Origin of the sequence: Rhizobium sp. BK212, assembly GCF_014197475.1 — a bacterium.
Classification (GTDB): Bacteria; Pseudomonadota; Alphaproteobacteria; order Rhizobiales; family Rhizobiaceae; genus Rhizobium; species Rhizobium anhuiense.
This window is the reverse complement of sequence record NZ_JACIFS010000001.1, coordinates 209,218-222,584: the sequence shown is the minus strand read 5'-3', so window position 1 is coordinate 222,584 and position 13,367 is coordinate 209,218. Positions and strand designations below refer to the sequence as shown.

At 61.9% G+C, this 13,367-nt stretch carries 13 protein-coding genes; 7 read left to right on the top strand and 6 right to left on the bottom strand.

The features are described from left to right. Positions 1-36: 36 nt before the first annotated feature. Together FHT79_RS01085 and FHT79_RS01080 are read left to right on the top strand one after the other, a co-directional pair. Complete coding sequence (locus FHT79_RS01085) at positions 37-1,410, top strand: LLM class flavin-dependent oxidoreductase (RefSeq protein WP_168332942.1); 1,374 nt, start codon at positions 37-39, stop codon at positions 1,408-1,410. A 57-nt stretch (positions 1,411-1,467) separates the two neighbouring features. Then, positions 1,468-2,538 carry an LLM class flavin-dependent oxidoreductase gene (locus tag FHT79_RS01080; RefSeq protein ID WP_047614622.1) on the top strand — a complete coding sequence of 357 codons (1,071 nt, stop codon included), beginning with the start codon at positions 1,468-1,470 and terminating at the stop codon, positions 2,536-2,538. Here the strand turns inward: FHT79_RS01080 and FHT79_RS01075 are convergent. Further along, positions 2,511-2,705 carry a diguanylate cyclase gene (locus FHT79_RS01075; RefSeq protein ID WP_245434951.1) on the bottom strand — a complete coding sequence of 65 codons (195 nt, stop codon included), beginning with the start codon at positions 2,703-2,705 and terminating at the stop codon, positions 2,511-2,513. The two genes, FHT79_RS01080 and FHT79_RS01075, sit on opposite strands and share 28 nt — an antisense overlap. Before the next feature lie 806 nt (positions 2,706-3,511). Between FHT79_RS01075 and FHT79_RS01070 the strand changes: the two genes are divergently transcribed. Next, positions 3,512-5,473 (top strand): methyl-accepting chemotaxis protein, encoded by a 1,962-nt coding sequence (locus FHT79_RS01070; RefSeq protein WP_097595535.1) that lies wholly within the window; start codon positions 3,512-3,514, stop codon positions 5,471-5,473. A gap of 80 nt (positions 5,474-5,553) precedes the next feature. Here FHT79_RS01070 and mctP read toward each other — a convergent pair whose 3' ends face one another. The 5 genes from mctP to FHT79_RS01045 form a co-directional block, all read right to left on the bottom strand. Continuing rightward, the gene (gene mctP, locus FHT79_RS01065; RefSeq protein WP_047614624.1) at positions 5,554-7,029 is read right to left on the bottom strand and encodes a sodium:solute symporter family monocarboxylate transporter; all 1,476 of its coding nucleotides are present in this window, start codon (positions 7,027-7,029) and stop codon (positions 5,554-5,556) included. Then, positions 7,019-7,216 carry a DUF3311 domain-containing protein gene (locus FHT79_RS01060; RefSeq protein ID WP_047612199.1) on the bottom strand — a complete coding sequence of 66 codons (198 nt, stop codon included), beginning with the start codon at positions 7,214-7,216 and terminating at the stop codon, positions 7,019-7,021. Before FHT79_RS01060 ends, mctP begins: the two co-directional genes overlap by 11 nt. A 247-nt stretch (positions 7,217-7,463) precedes the next feature. Further along, entirely contained in the window at positions 7,464-8,135 is a 672-nt protein-coding gene (gene mctR / locus FHT79_RS01055; protein WP_028757172.1) for a two-component system response regulator MctR, read from the bottom strand. Then, positions 8,132-9,517: a sensor histidine kinase MctS gene (gene mctS, locus FHT79_RS01050; RefSeq protein ID WP_097595534.1), complete on the bottom strand. Its 1,386-nt coding sequence runs from the start codon at positions 9,515-9,517 to the stop codon at positions 8,132-8,134. The genes mctR and mctS overlap by 4 nt, the downstream gene beginning before the upstream one ends. 87 nt (positions 9,518-9,604) lie before the next feature. Next, a complete protein-coding gene (locus FHT79_RS01045; RefSeq protein WP_018246856.1) occupies positions 9,605-10,069 on the bottom strand; it encodes an Lrp/AsnC family transcriptional regulator in 465 nt (154 codons plus the stop codon). 162 nt (positions 10,070-10,231) lie between these two features. On the opposite strand from FHT79_RS01045, the gene FHT79_RS01040 reads away from it, so the two are divergent. The 4 genes from FHT79_RS01040 to FHT79_RS01025 are packed head-to-tail and all read left to right on the top strand — an operon-like array spanning position 10,232 to position 13,272. Beyond that, the gene (locus tag FHT79_RS01040) at positions 10,232-11,011 is read left to right on the top strand and encodes an ATP-binding cassette domain-containing protein (protein ID WP_028756209.1); all 780 of its coding nucleotides are present in this window, start codon (positions 10,232-10,234) and stop codon (positions 11,009-11,011) included. 47 nt (positions 11,012-11,058) lie between these two features. Next, a complete protein-coding gene (locus tag FHT79_RS01035) occupies positions 11,059-11,832 on the top strand; it encodes a transporter substrate-binding domain-containing protein (protein WP_028756210.1) in 774 nt (257 codons plus the stop codon). 12 nt (positions 11,833-11,844) lie between these two features. After that, positions 11,845-12,570, top strand: coding sequence for an ABC transporter permease subunit (locus FHT79_RS01030; protein ID WP_028756211.1), 726 nt, complete (start codon positions 11,845-11,847; stop codon positions 12,568-12,570). 12 nt (positions 12,571-12,582) lie between these two features. Then, entirely contained in the window at positions 12,583-13,272 is a 690-nt protein-coding gene (locus FHT79_RS01025) for an ABC transporter permease (protein WP_028756212.1), read from the top strand. Positions 13,273-13,367: the final 95 nt, after the last annotated feature.

Sequence of the window (13,367 nt, the reverse complement as noted above, 5' to 3'; positions counted from 1 at the left end):
ACGAGCAGCTGCTCAATTTGATCTGGAGATAAGCCAATGAGCACATCGAAACGGCAAATGCGGCTTGGCGCGTTCATCATGGCGACGGGCCATCATATCGCCGCCTGGCGCCATCCGGAGGCGCAGGCCGATGCCGGCCTCAATATCGATCACTACCGGGAGCTCGCCCAAACCGCCGAGCGCGGCAAATTCGATCTCGTCTTCGTCGCCGATAGTCCTGCGGGATGGGACCGCACCAAGGACCCGGAAGCGCTTCGCCGCACCGCCCAGGGCGCGCATTTCGAGCCCCTGACCCTCTGGGCCGCCCTCTCGCAGGTCACCAAGCATATCGGCTTCGTCGCGACCGCATCGACGACCTATGAGGATCCCTATCTTCTCGCCCGCAGGTTTGCGTCGCTGGACTATATCTCCAAGGGCCGTGCGGCCTGGAACGTCGTCACGACGGGCGCGGATGTTTCGAAGAATTTTTCGATCGCCGGCCATCCCGCCCATGCCGATCGTTATGAGCGGGCCGAGGAATTCGTCGATCTGGTGAAGGGCCTGTGGGATTCCTATGAAGACGACGCCTTCATCCGCGATAAGGAAAGCGGCGTCTATCTCGATCCCGACAAGGTGCATCTCGTCGATCACAAGGGCAAGTTCTTCTCGGTGGCCGGTCCGCTCAACGTCGGCCGTCCGGTTCAGGGCTATCCTGTCATCGTGCAGGCCGGCGCATCCGAACCGGGACGCGAGCTTGCCGCCCGCACGGCCGAGATGATCTTTACCGCCAACCAGACTCTCGAGGATGCGCAGGAATTCTACTCCGACGTCAAAGGCCGGCTCGCCCGCTACGGCCGCCGGCCGGACGAACTGCTGATCAGTCCCGGGATATTCCCCGTTCTCGGCGGCACGGAAGCCGAAGCCCAGGCGAATTACGACTATATCCAATCCCTGGTTCATCCCTCCATTGCCTGGAATATCCTCGCCCGCCACTACAGGGGCGTCGATCTTTCCGGCTACTCGCTTGACGACCCCGCCCCGCCCCTGCCCGATAATACCGAACTCAACAAAAGCCGCCTCAAGCTGGTTTCCGACCTGGTGTCGCGCAACAATCTGACACTGCGCCAGTTCTATCTGGCGGTCGCCACCGCTCGCGGCCACCGGACGGTTGTCGGAACACCCGAGCAGATCGCCGATGCGATGCAATCATGGTTCGAGAACGGAGCCGCCGACGCCTTCAACATCATGCCGCCGGTGCTGCCCACGGCGCTGACCGATTTCGTCGATCAGGTCGTCCCCATCCTGCGCAAGCGCGGCCTGTTCCGGCACGAATATGAAGGCACGACGCTGCGGGAGAACCTCGGCCTCCAGCGCCCGCCGAACGGCTTCGCACTTCAGGTGCAGCAGCAAAAGGCGCAGGCCGCCGTATGATCTCCCGGGGGCTTCCCGGTTTCCGTGTTCCGATCACCGACAGAACTGCAGCATCGCATGAGCAATCATTCCGAATTTCTCTGGTATATTCCCAACGACGTCAGACCCGGTCATCGCGGCGATTCCGCCGTCGAGAACCACAACAGCCTGGATACGCTGACCAGCCATGCGCGGGCGCTCGAAGAGCATGGCTGGAAGGGGGCGCTCATCGGCACCGGTTGGGGCCGCCCCGACACGTTCACCGTCGCGGCCTCGCTCGCCGCACGGACCACCACCTTCGAACCGCTCATCGCGATCCGCCCTGGCTATTGGCGACCGGCGAATTTCGCATCCGCGGCGGCGACACTGGACCACCTCACAGGTGGGCGGGTGCGGATCAACATTGTGTCGGGCAAGGACAACTTAGCCGCCTACGGCGACAGCGAGGGCGATCAGGCGCATCGTTATAGCAGAACCAGGGAGTTCATGCGTCTGGTCCGCCGATTGTGGACGGAAGAAAACGTCACCTCGGCGGGCGAGCACTTCCGGGTCGCCGAATCCACCGTGGTGCCGCGCATCGAGGTTCGTGGCGACCGTCGGCACCCCAAATTCTATTTTGGCGGTGCCTCGGAGGCGGCCGAGCGGGTGGCCGCGACCGAGGCCGATGTCCAGCTTTTCTGGGGTGAGCCGTTGGATGGTGTCCGCGAGCGGATCGACCGGCTCAAGGCGCTGAGCCGGGAGCTGGACCGCGACCTCCCGCCGCTGGAATTCGGCCTGCGGATCACGACGCTGGTCCGCGACACCACGGAACAGGCCTGGGCCGATGCCGAGGCGAAGGTCGCCGAGATGGCGAGAAACAAAGGTACCGGCTGGCACGATCACCAGCGCGTGCTCGCCGTCGGCCAGCAGCGGCTGCTTGAGCTCCATGAGCGCGGCGACGTCCTCGACGACAACCTCTATACGGCGCCGGGCAAGTTCGGCGGCGGCGGTGCCGGCACCACCTGGCTGGTCGGCTCGGCGGCGGATGTCGCCCGCTCGCTGCGCAAATACCAGGATCTCGGCATCACCCACTTCGTACTGTCCGACACGCCCTATCTCTCCGAGATCAGGCGGCAGGGCGATCAGCTCCTGCCGCTGCTACGCGGCTGAGGCAGAAGCAGGAATTCCTCGCCGCCCATGCGGATTGCCAGGCTACCTTCCCTCCCGGCATCGCCCAGCAAGCCGGCACCGTGGCGCAGAACGATATCGCCGATGGAATGAAAAGATGTCGTTGATGCTTTTGAAATGGTCGATGTCGACCGATAACAGGGCGGCATGGGTCAGGCTGGAACCGACCCAGTCCGGGTGCGGCATTCCCAATCCAGGCGCACGGCGCTGTCGAGCAGTTCCCGCCAGCTCGCTGCCGGGTTCTCGTCATGCTTTGACTCGGAAGAAGCCCGGCGTGCCACCTCCGCCCCATTTCTTTCCACGCCGCATCGTCCATGAGAACCTCTAACAATTCTCAAAGTGTTGGGCTTAACAACCGGCGAACTCCGCTGATCGGCATCGACTCGCTATCCTAATACAACCGGAAAGACTCGTAATTATTGTTGGTCATTCGCCGAGATCGTCGCTCGAATCGGGCGCAAGAAAAGTGCTACGGTCTAATCCTACAACATAAGATCTGTGCAAATTCTGCCGGACAACTTATCATATTCTCTTGATGCGGGCATATGCCCAGCGAATGTGCAAATTTCCGCGAAAATATACGAAAAGCGCTGCAGAATGGCGCCCTGTCGGCTCCGTTTACACTCTATAAAATATATTCGCCTAAATTTTTTGATGTCGGAGCGACGGTCTCAGGATCGTCACCTATGCCATGATGGCGCACCAGGCCCCGAAATCTCGCATAATATCGACGTTGTTACTTTGACACACCGCCTCGCATCTTGGGCGCGATGGCTCCGCGCACTCACAGGGTAAACGCGCAAGGGCATGCAAATGGCATCGTTCCGGCGCGCAAACGCGCCTTTCGGCGCATTCGGGGACAGATCGAGGGCCTCGCATTTGCACAAGATATGACGCGCGGCCCTGGCGACCAGACACGTTTCAACAAACCTCGCCCACACGATGGAGAGTGCGAATGAAGAGCATTAAGAGTTTCGGGATCGCGATGCGTCTCACCCTTGGCTTCAGCTTCCTGGTTCTGCTGATGGCCGGCCTGACCATCTATTCGGCGGTCAAGGTCGCTGAGATCAACGACAATCTTGAAACGATCAACGACGTCAACAGCGTCAAACAGCGCTTTGCCATCAACTACCGCGGCAGCGTGCACGATCGGGCGATCGCGATCCGTGACGTCACTCTGGTGACCTCTGCCGATGAGCGGAAGACTGCCGAGGCATTGATCGAAAAGCTGGCCGCGTCTTACGCCGAGAATGAAAAGCGCATGGCGGAGATGGTTGCATCGCCGGCAGGTGCGACGGAACAGGAAAAGACCATTCTCAGCGAAATCGCCGACATCCAGGCGAAGACCAATCCGCTGGTCGCCCAGATCATTGCGCTGCAGGAGAAGGGCGACGGCGAGGCAGCCCGCAAGATCCTGCTCGAACAGGCGAGGCCGGCCTTCGTTGCCTGGCTTGGCGCCATCAACAAATTCATCGACTATCAGGAAGCGCTGAACAAATCGATCGGCGGCGAGGTTCGCAGCGCGGCGAGCGGCTTCAAGCCGATAGCGATGACTGCGCTCGGCATTGCGGCTGTTCTGTCCATCATTGCCGCTGCCATCACCGCACGCACGATCGTCGGCCCGCTGGCAAAACTTCAGCTTTCGCTGAAGGCTATGGCCGAGGGCAATCTCGACGGCGACCGTCGCCTCGAAGCGCGTGGCGACGAGATCGGCAGGCTCGCACGGGCCGTGGCCGGCTTGCGCGACGCCATTTCGGCAAAGGCCGAACGGGAAGCCGATGCGGAAGCCAAGAGGTCGGTGGCGGAACGGCACCGGCTCGAGCAGGATGCCGGCGAACGCCGCACCCTGGCCGAGCAGACGGACCAGGCTGTCGGCCGGCTGGGCACCGCATTGCAGGCGCTGGCCGACGGTGACCTCACGCAGCAGATCGACACGCCGTTCATTCCGTCTCTGGAAAAGCTCAGAGCCGACTTCAATTCCGCGGTCGAAAAGCTCCGCGCCGCCATGCAGAAGGTTGCCCAGAACGCCAGCGCCATCGCCGGCGGCGCGCAGGAGATCCGCTCCGCCTCGGATGATCTCGCCAAGCGGACCGAACAGCAGGCTGCATCCGTCGAGGAAACGGCGGCTGCGCTGGAGGAGATCACCACCACCGTCGCCGACTCGAGCAACCGGGCTCAGGAAGCCGGCCAGCTCGTTCGTAAGACGAAGGAAAATGCGGAACGCTCGGGCAGCGTCGTTCGCGATGCGGTCGACGCCATGGGCAAGATCGAATCCTCCGCCACCGAAATCGGCAGCATCATCGGCGTCATCGATGAAATCGCCTTCCAGACGAACCTGCTGGCGCTGAATGCCGGCGTCGAAGCGGCGCGCGCCGGCGAAGCAGGCAAGGGCTTTGCCGTCGTCGCCCAGGAAGTGCGCGAGTTGGCGCAGCGTTCGGCCAAGGCGGCCAAGGAAATCAAGGAACTGATCAACGCGTCGAATGGCCATGTGAAAAGCGGTGTCGCCCTGGTTGGCGAGACCGGAAAAGCCCTGCAGGAAATTGCAGTGCAGGTACAGCAGGTCGACGGCAATGTCGTGGCGATCGTCGGCGCTTCGCAGGAGCAGGCGACGGGGTTGAAGGAGATCAATGCCGCCGTCAACAAGATGGATCAGGGCACCCAGCAGAACGCCGCCATGGTGGAAGAAGCGACAGCCGCCGCCCATAGCCTCGCCAAGGAAGCCGACGCGCTGTTCCAGTTGCTGGGCCAGTTCAACATCGGCGGAGCGGTGGCACCGAAGCGGATATCGCAGCCCGCCGCCGTGGCACAGCATGCTCAACCGGTGGCCTCGCCGGCGCGCCAGATGATTGCCAAGGTGGGCAAGTCGTTCCAGGCGAATGGGAATGCGGCATTGGCCGGCGATTGGGAAGAGTTTTAAGTCGAGCTCATCCCCCTCCAGCTTGTGCTGGAAAGCAAATGGTTACGAAGGGCAGCGTTTGCTGCCCTTCTATTTTCATCCTAGGCCCGAGCCGGAACCTTGGCCGGAAGCAGGGCGTTGACCACGACCGCAACACCGATGTTTGCCGCAAGCGCCAGCAGTCCCGTGTAGACGGTGAAGGGTTCGCCGCCGAGGCTGATCAGGTGCAGAGGTTTCCAGCCGGCATCCCAGACGAGGAAGGTGCCGCCGCAGAAGCCGACGAACCAGCCGGCAAGCAGGCCGGGTGCGCGGAACCAGTTGGTATAGAGACCGAACACCAGGGCCGGAAGTGTCTGCAGGATCCAGATGCCGCCGAGCAGCTGCAGGTCGAGGGCGAATTGCGTCGGCAGGAAGATGATGACGAGAAGCGCGCCGACCTTCACCACCAGCGACGTCACCTTCGCGACCTTGGCCTCACCCGCATCGCTGACATTGGGATCGACATAGGCTTTCCAGAAATTGCGGGTGAACAGATTGGCGGCGCCGATGCTCATCACCGCTGCCGGCACCAGCGCGCCGATGGCGATCGCCGCAAAGGCGAAGCCGGAGAACCAGCCCGAAAACAGCGTCTTGAACAGCGTCGGAACGACATCATTGGCGCTGTCGAGCTTCAGGTTGGCGGCGTGTCCCATATAGCCGAGCAGCGCGAGAAGGCCGAGCAGCAGCGTATAGGCGGGCAGCATGATCGCATTCTTGCGGATCGTCTTGCCGCTGTTGGAGGCAAAGATGCCCGTCAGCGTATGCGGATACATGAAGGCCGCGAGCGCTGAACCCAAGGCGAGCGTGGCATAGGCGACATACTGATTGCCGCCGAGCAGCAGGCTGCCGGAACCCTTGGCCTGGAAGGCCGCGTCAGCCGAGGCAAAGACATTGGCGTAGCCTCCGAGCTTCGACGGGATCAATGCGACGGCTGCGATCACGACGATATAGATCATGATGTCCTTGACGAAGGCGATCAGAGCCGGCGCGCGCAGACCCGCTGAATAGGTGTAGAGCGCCAGCACGATGAAGGCGATCGCCAGCGGCAGTTCGCCATGCAGCCCGAGTGCCTTCAGCACCGCCGTCATGCCGACGAGCTGCAGGGCGATGTAGGGCATGGTGGCGATGACGCCGGTTGCCGCCACCGCGAGTTCGAGACTGCGCGATCCGTATTGACCGTGAACGACGTCGGCCGCCGTCACATAACCGAAATCCTTGGCGCGTTTCCACAGAACCGGCATGACCATGAAGACGAAGGGATAGACGACGATGGTATACGGCAGCGCGAAGAAGCCGTAGGCGCCGACGGTATAGACCAGCGCCGGGACGGCGATCACGGTGTAGGCGGTATAGAAATCACCGCCGACGAGGAACCAGGTGATCCAGGTGCCGAAGTTGCGTCCGCCAAGGCCCCATTCATCGATATGGGCGAGTGTCTCCGGCTTGCGCCAGCGGCTGGCGACGAAGCCCATGACGGTGACGAGCGCGAAAAAGAAGATGAAGACGGCAAGCGCCGTGCCGTTGATGTCAGTCGTCATGGCGGGTGCTCCGATAGGCGATCCAGGTCAGCGTCGCGGTGATCGGCACCCAGAGAAGCTGATACCAGTAGAAGAACGGAAAGCCGAAAAGAGACGGCTCGCGGAGATTGTAGAATGGCGGCCAGAGCAGACCTATAAACGGAATGACAAGCAGCCAGAGCGCTGCCTTGCTACGTGGTTTTTCCATGTCGGGATCCCTTTCAGGCGCCGCGGGCGGCGGTCGCCATGTTCCAGTTGTCGGCGTGGAAGGCAGGTCTGTCAGCCGGCGGCCGCGGCAGGCCCGGTTCGGGTCGCTTGCGGTTTTCCGGTCGATCGGAAGCTGATGTAACGCATGTGAATTCCTCCCAACGGCTCGCACTCGGCTAGCCGTGAGGGGAGTCCTAGGGCGCTGGTTTCATCCCCACAAGATGGGTGCAAGGGTGAAATGCCGGGGCCTACCCAGAAGTGGGTAGGCGCGAATTCACGTCGACTTTTGCAACGATGCCGTGGTCGAGCGCATAGCGGATGAGGCCGGCCGTGGTTGCGATGCCGAGCTTTTTCTTGAGATTCTTGCGATGGGTTTCCGCCGTGGCGGAGCTTATCCCGAGCGCCTCGGCGATCTCCCGGTTGCTCCTGCCGGCAACGATCAGCCCGAGAATGTCGCGTTCGCGCGGTGTCAGGGGATCGCTCCCCTCCTCCACCCGCTCGCCCATCAGCGCGTCGAAGACACCGGAGGAGAAATAGGTGCCGCCACCTGCCACGGTCTCGATGGCCGAGACGATCTCGTCGGTCGAGACGTCCTTCAGGATATAGCCGGCAGCGCCATGCATGACCGAGGAGGAAATATATTCGCGGCTGTCATGCATCGAGAGCATCACCACCCGCGCCTGGGGCAGTTCGTTCCGGAACAATTCGATCGCATCGATGCCGCTCAGCTTCGGCATGTTGATATCCATCAGCACCACTTGCGGCAGCACCTGCCGGCCGATGTCGAGCCCCGTTTGCGCAAGCCCGGCCGTGCCGGCGACTTCGATATGGTCGAATGTTTCGAGCACTGCCTTCAACCCGTCCAGCACCAGCGGATGGTTGTCGATCAACAGCACCTTGATTTTCAGGCGTTCCGTCATGCGGCTTCCGCCTGCCGATCGGCGGGACGATTGGCCGATTTCGGCAGCATCGCCGTCAGCGTCGTGCCGGTCTCGCTGCTGTTGATCAGCAACAGACCGCGGAAGTGGGCCATCCGTTCCTGCATGTTGCGCAGGCCAAGACCCGATCTGCCGGATAAGTCGCCCCTGGCGCCGTCGAAGCCGGTGCCGTTGTCGGTGACGGTCATGCGGGCGCGGCCGCCGTCGCTCCAGAGCTTGACCGAGAGTTTGGAGGCGCCCGAGTGGCGTTCGACATTGTTGAAGGCTTCCTGGGCGACGCGATAGAGCGCGGTGCTCGCCTCGGCCTTCAGCGTGTCGGTGAAGCCCGAAGCATCGATCTTCGTCTCGATCCCCGTCCGCTCGGCGAAATGATAACACAGCGCCTCTAACGCCGCCGTCAGGCCGAGATCGTCGAGCACACGCGGCCGCAGATCGTGCGACAGCCGCCTGATCTCCTTGATGGCGCCGTTCAGCGCCTCGACGCCGCGGTCGATGGTAAGAGCGGCATCGTCGACATTGGTCCTGACCTTGCGGCCGGCAAGGTCCATCGCATAGCGCACGCCGACGAGATTCTGGGAAATGCCGTCATGCAGCTCGCGCGCAAGCCGCGCGCGCTCTTCTTCCTGGGTGTCGATGACCCGCTGCGTCAGCGCCTTGAGCCGGCTGTCGGCCATGCGGCGCTCGTGGAAAGTCAGCAGCATGCAGGTGGTGAAAACGACGAGCACCGAAGGCACGGCGATCAGCGCGACGATGATGAAGGTCCGTCTGACGTCGGCGCGCATGTCGGCATTGGCGGCGGCACTCTGGGCAAAGACATCGTCGAGGTAAACGCCGGTGCCGACCACCCAGTGCCACTTGTCGAGACTGACGACGAAGGAGAGCTTGTCGGCGATCTGTCCGGTCGATGGTTTCTGCCATTTGTACTGATGCAGGCCGCCGCCCGCTTTTGCCGTGGCGATCAGTTCGGCAATGACCTTGTCGCCATCCGGATCGGTCAGGTCGAGCCAATTGTGCCCGTGCCGGAACGTCTGGCGCGGATGGACGATATTGTTGCCGTCATAGTCGTAGACGAAGAAATATCCGTCCTTGCCGTAGTCGAGCGAGGTCAGAATCGCCGCCACCTGCTGCTTGGCAGCCTCGTCGTCGGCGCCGGCCTTGTCGTAGATCGTCTGGATGGCGGACAGGGCAAGGTTGGTCAGATTGAGGATTTCGGCTTCCTTGGTCTTCAGCATGTTCTGCTCGAACGTATCGATGCTGTTCTTGGCGAGGTTTGCCGATTGCCATGTGATGAAGGTGGTGATCGCAAGGATCGAAATGACGAGCGGGACGATCGCCAATGCGATGATCTGGTGTCGTAGCGTCAACGATCATTCCTCCCGAGAATGTGTGCCCGGAATTATGCCCTTTGCCGAATGCGAGTCCAGCGGCTTGTCCGCGCGGCCGCGCCAGCGCTATTCCAGCGGCACGAACAGACCGAGCTTGACGTCGCGCAGCACGACATTCGTGTGCATGCGGCGGATCTGCGGATTGTCTGCCATGATCAGCGCAGCGATATCGTCATAATGTTCGACGTCGCGGGCGGTGACGATCGCGATCAGATCGACCGCGCCCGTGACGTAATAGACCTGCTGTATGTGATCCTGCTTCTCCGCCCACAGGCGGAACTTCGCCAGCGCGTCGTAATTGTCCCGCTCGATCTCCATCCCGACGATGAACACCATCGCCGTTCCCGTCGCCTTGCGGTCGACGACGGCCACCTCCGCCTTGATGATCCCCTCCTCGCGCAGCCGCTTCAACCGTCTTTGCACGGCCGAGACCGACAGCCCGATCCGTTCGGCGATCGTTTCGGCTTTCAGCTGGCAGTCGCGCTGAACGATATCGAGAATGTCACGGTCAAAACGATCCAGTTGTTCCATTGTTCAGTCCAATTCTCGCTGCGGCACTTCGCGGTTTCTGCCGCATTCGCCGCGTGAGGAAGATTATTTTGCACAAATTATGCAGAAGAGACAAAAATTGCGCGAAAAAACCGCGTTATTTTATCATTATCCTTCGCAAATCCAGTCCAGCCGGAACCATGCATGTCGGATCAACCCTTTCCTGCTCTTCGCGTCGAAGATCTTCATAAAAGCTTCGGCTCGCAAGAGGTTCTCAAGGGTATTTCGGCGCAAGCCCACAAGTCTGATGTGATTTCGATCATCGGCTCGTCGGGCTCCGGCAAGAGCACCTTTCTCCGATGCATTAATTTCCTGGAAACGCCGGATCGTGGCCGCATCGCCGTGAACGGCGAGGAGATCGCGCTGAAGATGGGGCGGGACGGCCGGCTGCAGCCGCGCAGCTGGCGGCAGATCGAACGGCTCCGGACCGGGCTCGGAATGGTCTTCCAGAGCTTCAATCTCTGGGCTCATCGGACGGTGCTGGAAAACGTCATCGAGGCGCCGGTGCACGTGATGGGCATTTCCCGGCGCGAGGCCGTCGAAAAAGCCGAGGCCCTGCTCCACAAGGTCGGGCTCTTCGACAAGCGTCACGCCTATCCGGCTTTCCTCTCGGGCGGCCAGCAGCAGCGCGCGGCGATTGCCAGAGCCCTCTGCGTCGATCCCGATGTCATGCTGTTCGACGAACCGACATCGGCGCTTGATCCGGAGCTGGTCGGCGAGGTCCTGAAAGTCATCCGCGATCTCGCGGAAGAAGGCCGGACCATGCTGATCGTCACGCATGAAATGCGCTTTGCCCGCGATGTCTCGAGCCGTGTTCTCTTCCTGCATCAAGGACGGATCGAGGAGGAAGGTCCGCCGGAGCAGATATTCGGGGCGCCGGTCAGCGCCCGCTGCCGGGAATTCACCGGTCTCAGCGCCCACTGATGCCGACCGCTCTCTCATCGACAACACAAACCAGGAGAATCCTGCGAATGAAACTGCTCCCCACGCTTTTCGCCGGCGCGGCACTCGTGCTTTCCGCCGTCACCGCACAGGCCGAAGTCCGCTTCGGCGTCATGAACGAATCCTATCCGCCCTTCTTCGCCAAGGACGCGTCGGGCCAATGGCAGGGATGGGAAATCGACCTGATGAATGCCGTCTGCGAAGAGATGAAGGAGAAATGCTCGATCGTCGACATTTCCTGGGACGGTCTCATTCCGGCGCTCCAGAGCAAGAAGTTCGACGTGATCTGGTCGTCGATGTCGAACACCGCGGAACGCTCGAAGGTGATCGACTTCACCGACAAATATTACAACACGCCAAGCACCCTGATCGGTCCCAAGGACCAGAAGCCGGGCGCCACCGCCGAGGACGTGAAGGGCAAGACCATCGGCATCCAGGTGTCGACGATCCAGTCGGAATATTACAAGAAGTATTTCGCCGGCGCTGCCGAGGAAAAGACCTACCAGACGCTCGACGAGGCTTTTCAGGACCTCGCCTCCGGCCGTATCGACTATGTCTTCGGCGATTCACTGGCGCTTGACGCTTTCCTGAAAAGCGATGGCGGCAAGGATTGCTGCGCAAAGGCGGGCGACGTCGCCGACGACAAGGAGATCCTCGGCGCCGGCGTTTCGGGCGGCCTGCGCAAGGAAGACACGGAGCTGAAGGCCAAGCTGAACGCGGCCATCGCTGCAGTCCGTGCCAACGGCCAGTATGACGCCATCACCAAGAAATACTTCGATTTCGACATCTACGGCGCGAAGTAAGCAATCCCGATAATGGCGACCGCGCAACAAGGTATTCTGGACCTGCTGTCTCCCTATCCTCCGGGATGGGGCGGCGTTCTCTTGGCAGGTGCGGTCTCCACGGTCGCCATCTCGGCTTGCGCTTTCGCGATCGGCCTCCTGCTCGGCACGGGCGGCGCGCTGGGGAAGCTTTCGGGCAATCGCCTGCTCCGCCTGCTGCTCGATCTCTATACCACGCTGATCCGCGCCGTTCCCGAACTGATCCTGATCGTCGGGCTCTATTATGCCGGCACCGACGGCCTCAACCGGCTGCTCGCCGTGTTCGACCTGCCACCGGTCAATGTGAATGGTTTCGTCGCGGCCGTTGCGGTGCTGGGCTTCGTGCAGGGCGCCTACATGACGGAGGTGCTGCGCGGCGCGATCCTCGCCATTCCCGTCGGCCAGATCGAAGCTGCCAAGGCCTTCGGCATGGGGCCGGTGCTGCGGTTTCGCCGCGTCCTGCTGCCGGCGCTCTTGCCGAACGCCCTGCCGGGTCTTGCCAATCTGTGGATGTCGGTCACCAAGGACAGCGCGCTGGTCGCCGTCGTCGGCTATCAGGAATTGGCGCTCGCCACCCGTCTTGCCGGGGCAAGCACAAAACACTACTTCGTCTTTTTCCTTGCTTCGGCCCTTCTCTACCTCGCTATCACGCTCGTTTCCAACCTCGTCTTCAAACTGATCGAGGGGCGGGTACGGCGGGGGCAGCCGCGCCTTGCCTGAAGAAAGCGCCCCATGAGTTTCACCTGGATCTCTTCCTATTGGCCGCTGCTTCTGACGGGCGCCTGGCAGACCATTTGCCTGCTGGTGATCTCTGTGGTGTTCGGCTTTGCCCTCGCCATCGGCCTCGCCTTCGCGCAAGTCAGCGGCGGCAGGCTGACGCGGCTACTGGCGCGGGGCTACTGCACCTTCTTCCGCGGCACGCCGCTGCTGATACAGCTGTGGCTTCTCTACTATGGGGTGGGATCGCTGCTGCCGATGATCCCCGGTATCCGCCAGAGCCTGTTCTGGCCGATCCTGCGCGAGGGCTTCTTCTTCGCCGCCGTCAGTTTCACCCTGAACTATGCGGCCTATGAGGCGGAGGTATTGCGCGGCGCGCTGCTCGCCGTTCCCAAGGGTGAGCTCGAAGCCGGCCGGGCCTTCGGCCTGTCGCCCTGGATGCTGACCCGCCGCATCTGGCTGCCGCGCGCCATTCGCATCGCCCTGCCGACCATTGCCGGAGAGATCGTCATGCAGCTCAAGGCGACGCCGCTCGCCTTTACGGTGACAGTGATGGATCTCTATGCCGTGGCGAACAAGGTCCGGCAGGACACGCTGCTCGTCTATGAACCGCTGCTGGTCGTCACCCTCTTTTATCTCGCCTTGACCGCAGTGGTCGCCCGCGTCTTCCGAGGTCTCGAAGCGCAGGTGCCGGTTCGCCGTTAGGCGGACGGAAAGGGACTGGCCCATGAACTACCTCGCGCACGAACCACGTGCATCTCGCCCACTTTGTTATGAAAAGCCCGCCGCCGGCCACGGCG

Bases quoted from the DNA above. Each gene is read 5' to 3' on its own strand.
- FHT79_RS01035 (WP_028756210.1), top strand. From the start codon at position 11,059: ATGAAACTGCTCCCCACGCTTTTCGCCGGCGCGGCACTCGTGCTTTCC.
- mctR (WP_028757172.1), bottom strand. From the start codon at position 8,135: ATGACGGAACGCCTGAAAATCAAGGTGCTGTTGATCGACAACCATCCG.
- FHT79_RS01080 (WP_047614622.1), top strand. From the start codon at position 1,468: ATGAGCAATCATTCCGAATTTCTCTGGTATATTCCCAACGACGTCAGA.
- mctP (WP_047614624.1), bottom strand. From the start codon at position 7,029: ATGACGACTGACATCAACGGCACGGCGCTTGCCGTCTTCATCTTCTTT.
- FHT79_RS01085 (WP_168332942.1), top strand. From the start codon at position 37: ATGAGCACATCGAAACGGCAAATGCGGCTTGGCGCGTTCATCATGGCG.
- FHT79_RS01070 (WP_097595535.1), top strand. From the start codon at position 3,512: ATGAAGAGCATTAAGAGTTTCGGGATCGCGATGCGTCTCACCCTTGGC.
- FHT79_RS01045 (WP_018246856.1), bottom strand. From the start codon at position 10,069: ATGGAACAACTGGATCGTTTTGACCGTGACATTCTCGATATCGTTCAG.
- FHT79_RS01060 (WP_047612199.1), bottom strand. From the start codon at position 7,216: ATGGAAAAACCACGTAGCAAGGCAGCGCTCTGGCTGCTTGTCATTCCG.
- FHT79_RS01025 (WP_028756212.1), top strand. From the start codon at position 12,583: ATGAGTTTCACCTGGATCTCTTCCTATTGGCCGCTGCTTCTGACGGGC.
- FHT79_RS01030 (WP_028756211.1), top strand. From the start codon at position 11,845: ATGGCGACCGCGCAACAAGGTATTCTGGACCTGCTGTCTCCCTATCCT.
- FHT79_RS01040 (WP_028756209.1), top strand. From the start codon at position 10,232: ATGTCGGATCAACCCTTTCCTGCTCTTCGCGTCGAAGATCTTCATAAA.
- FHT79_RS01075 (WP_245434951.1), bottom strand. From the start codon at position 2,705: ATGCCGCCCTGTTATCGGTCGACATCGACCATTTCAAAAGCATCAACG.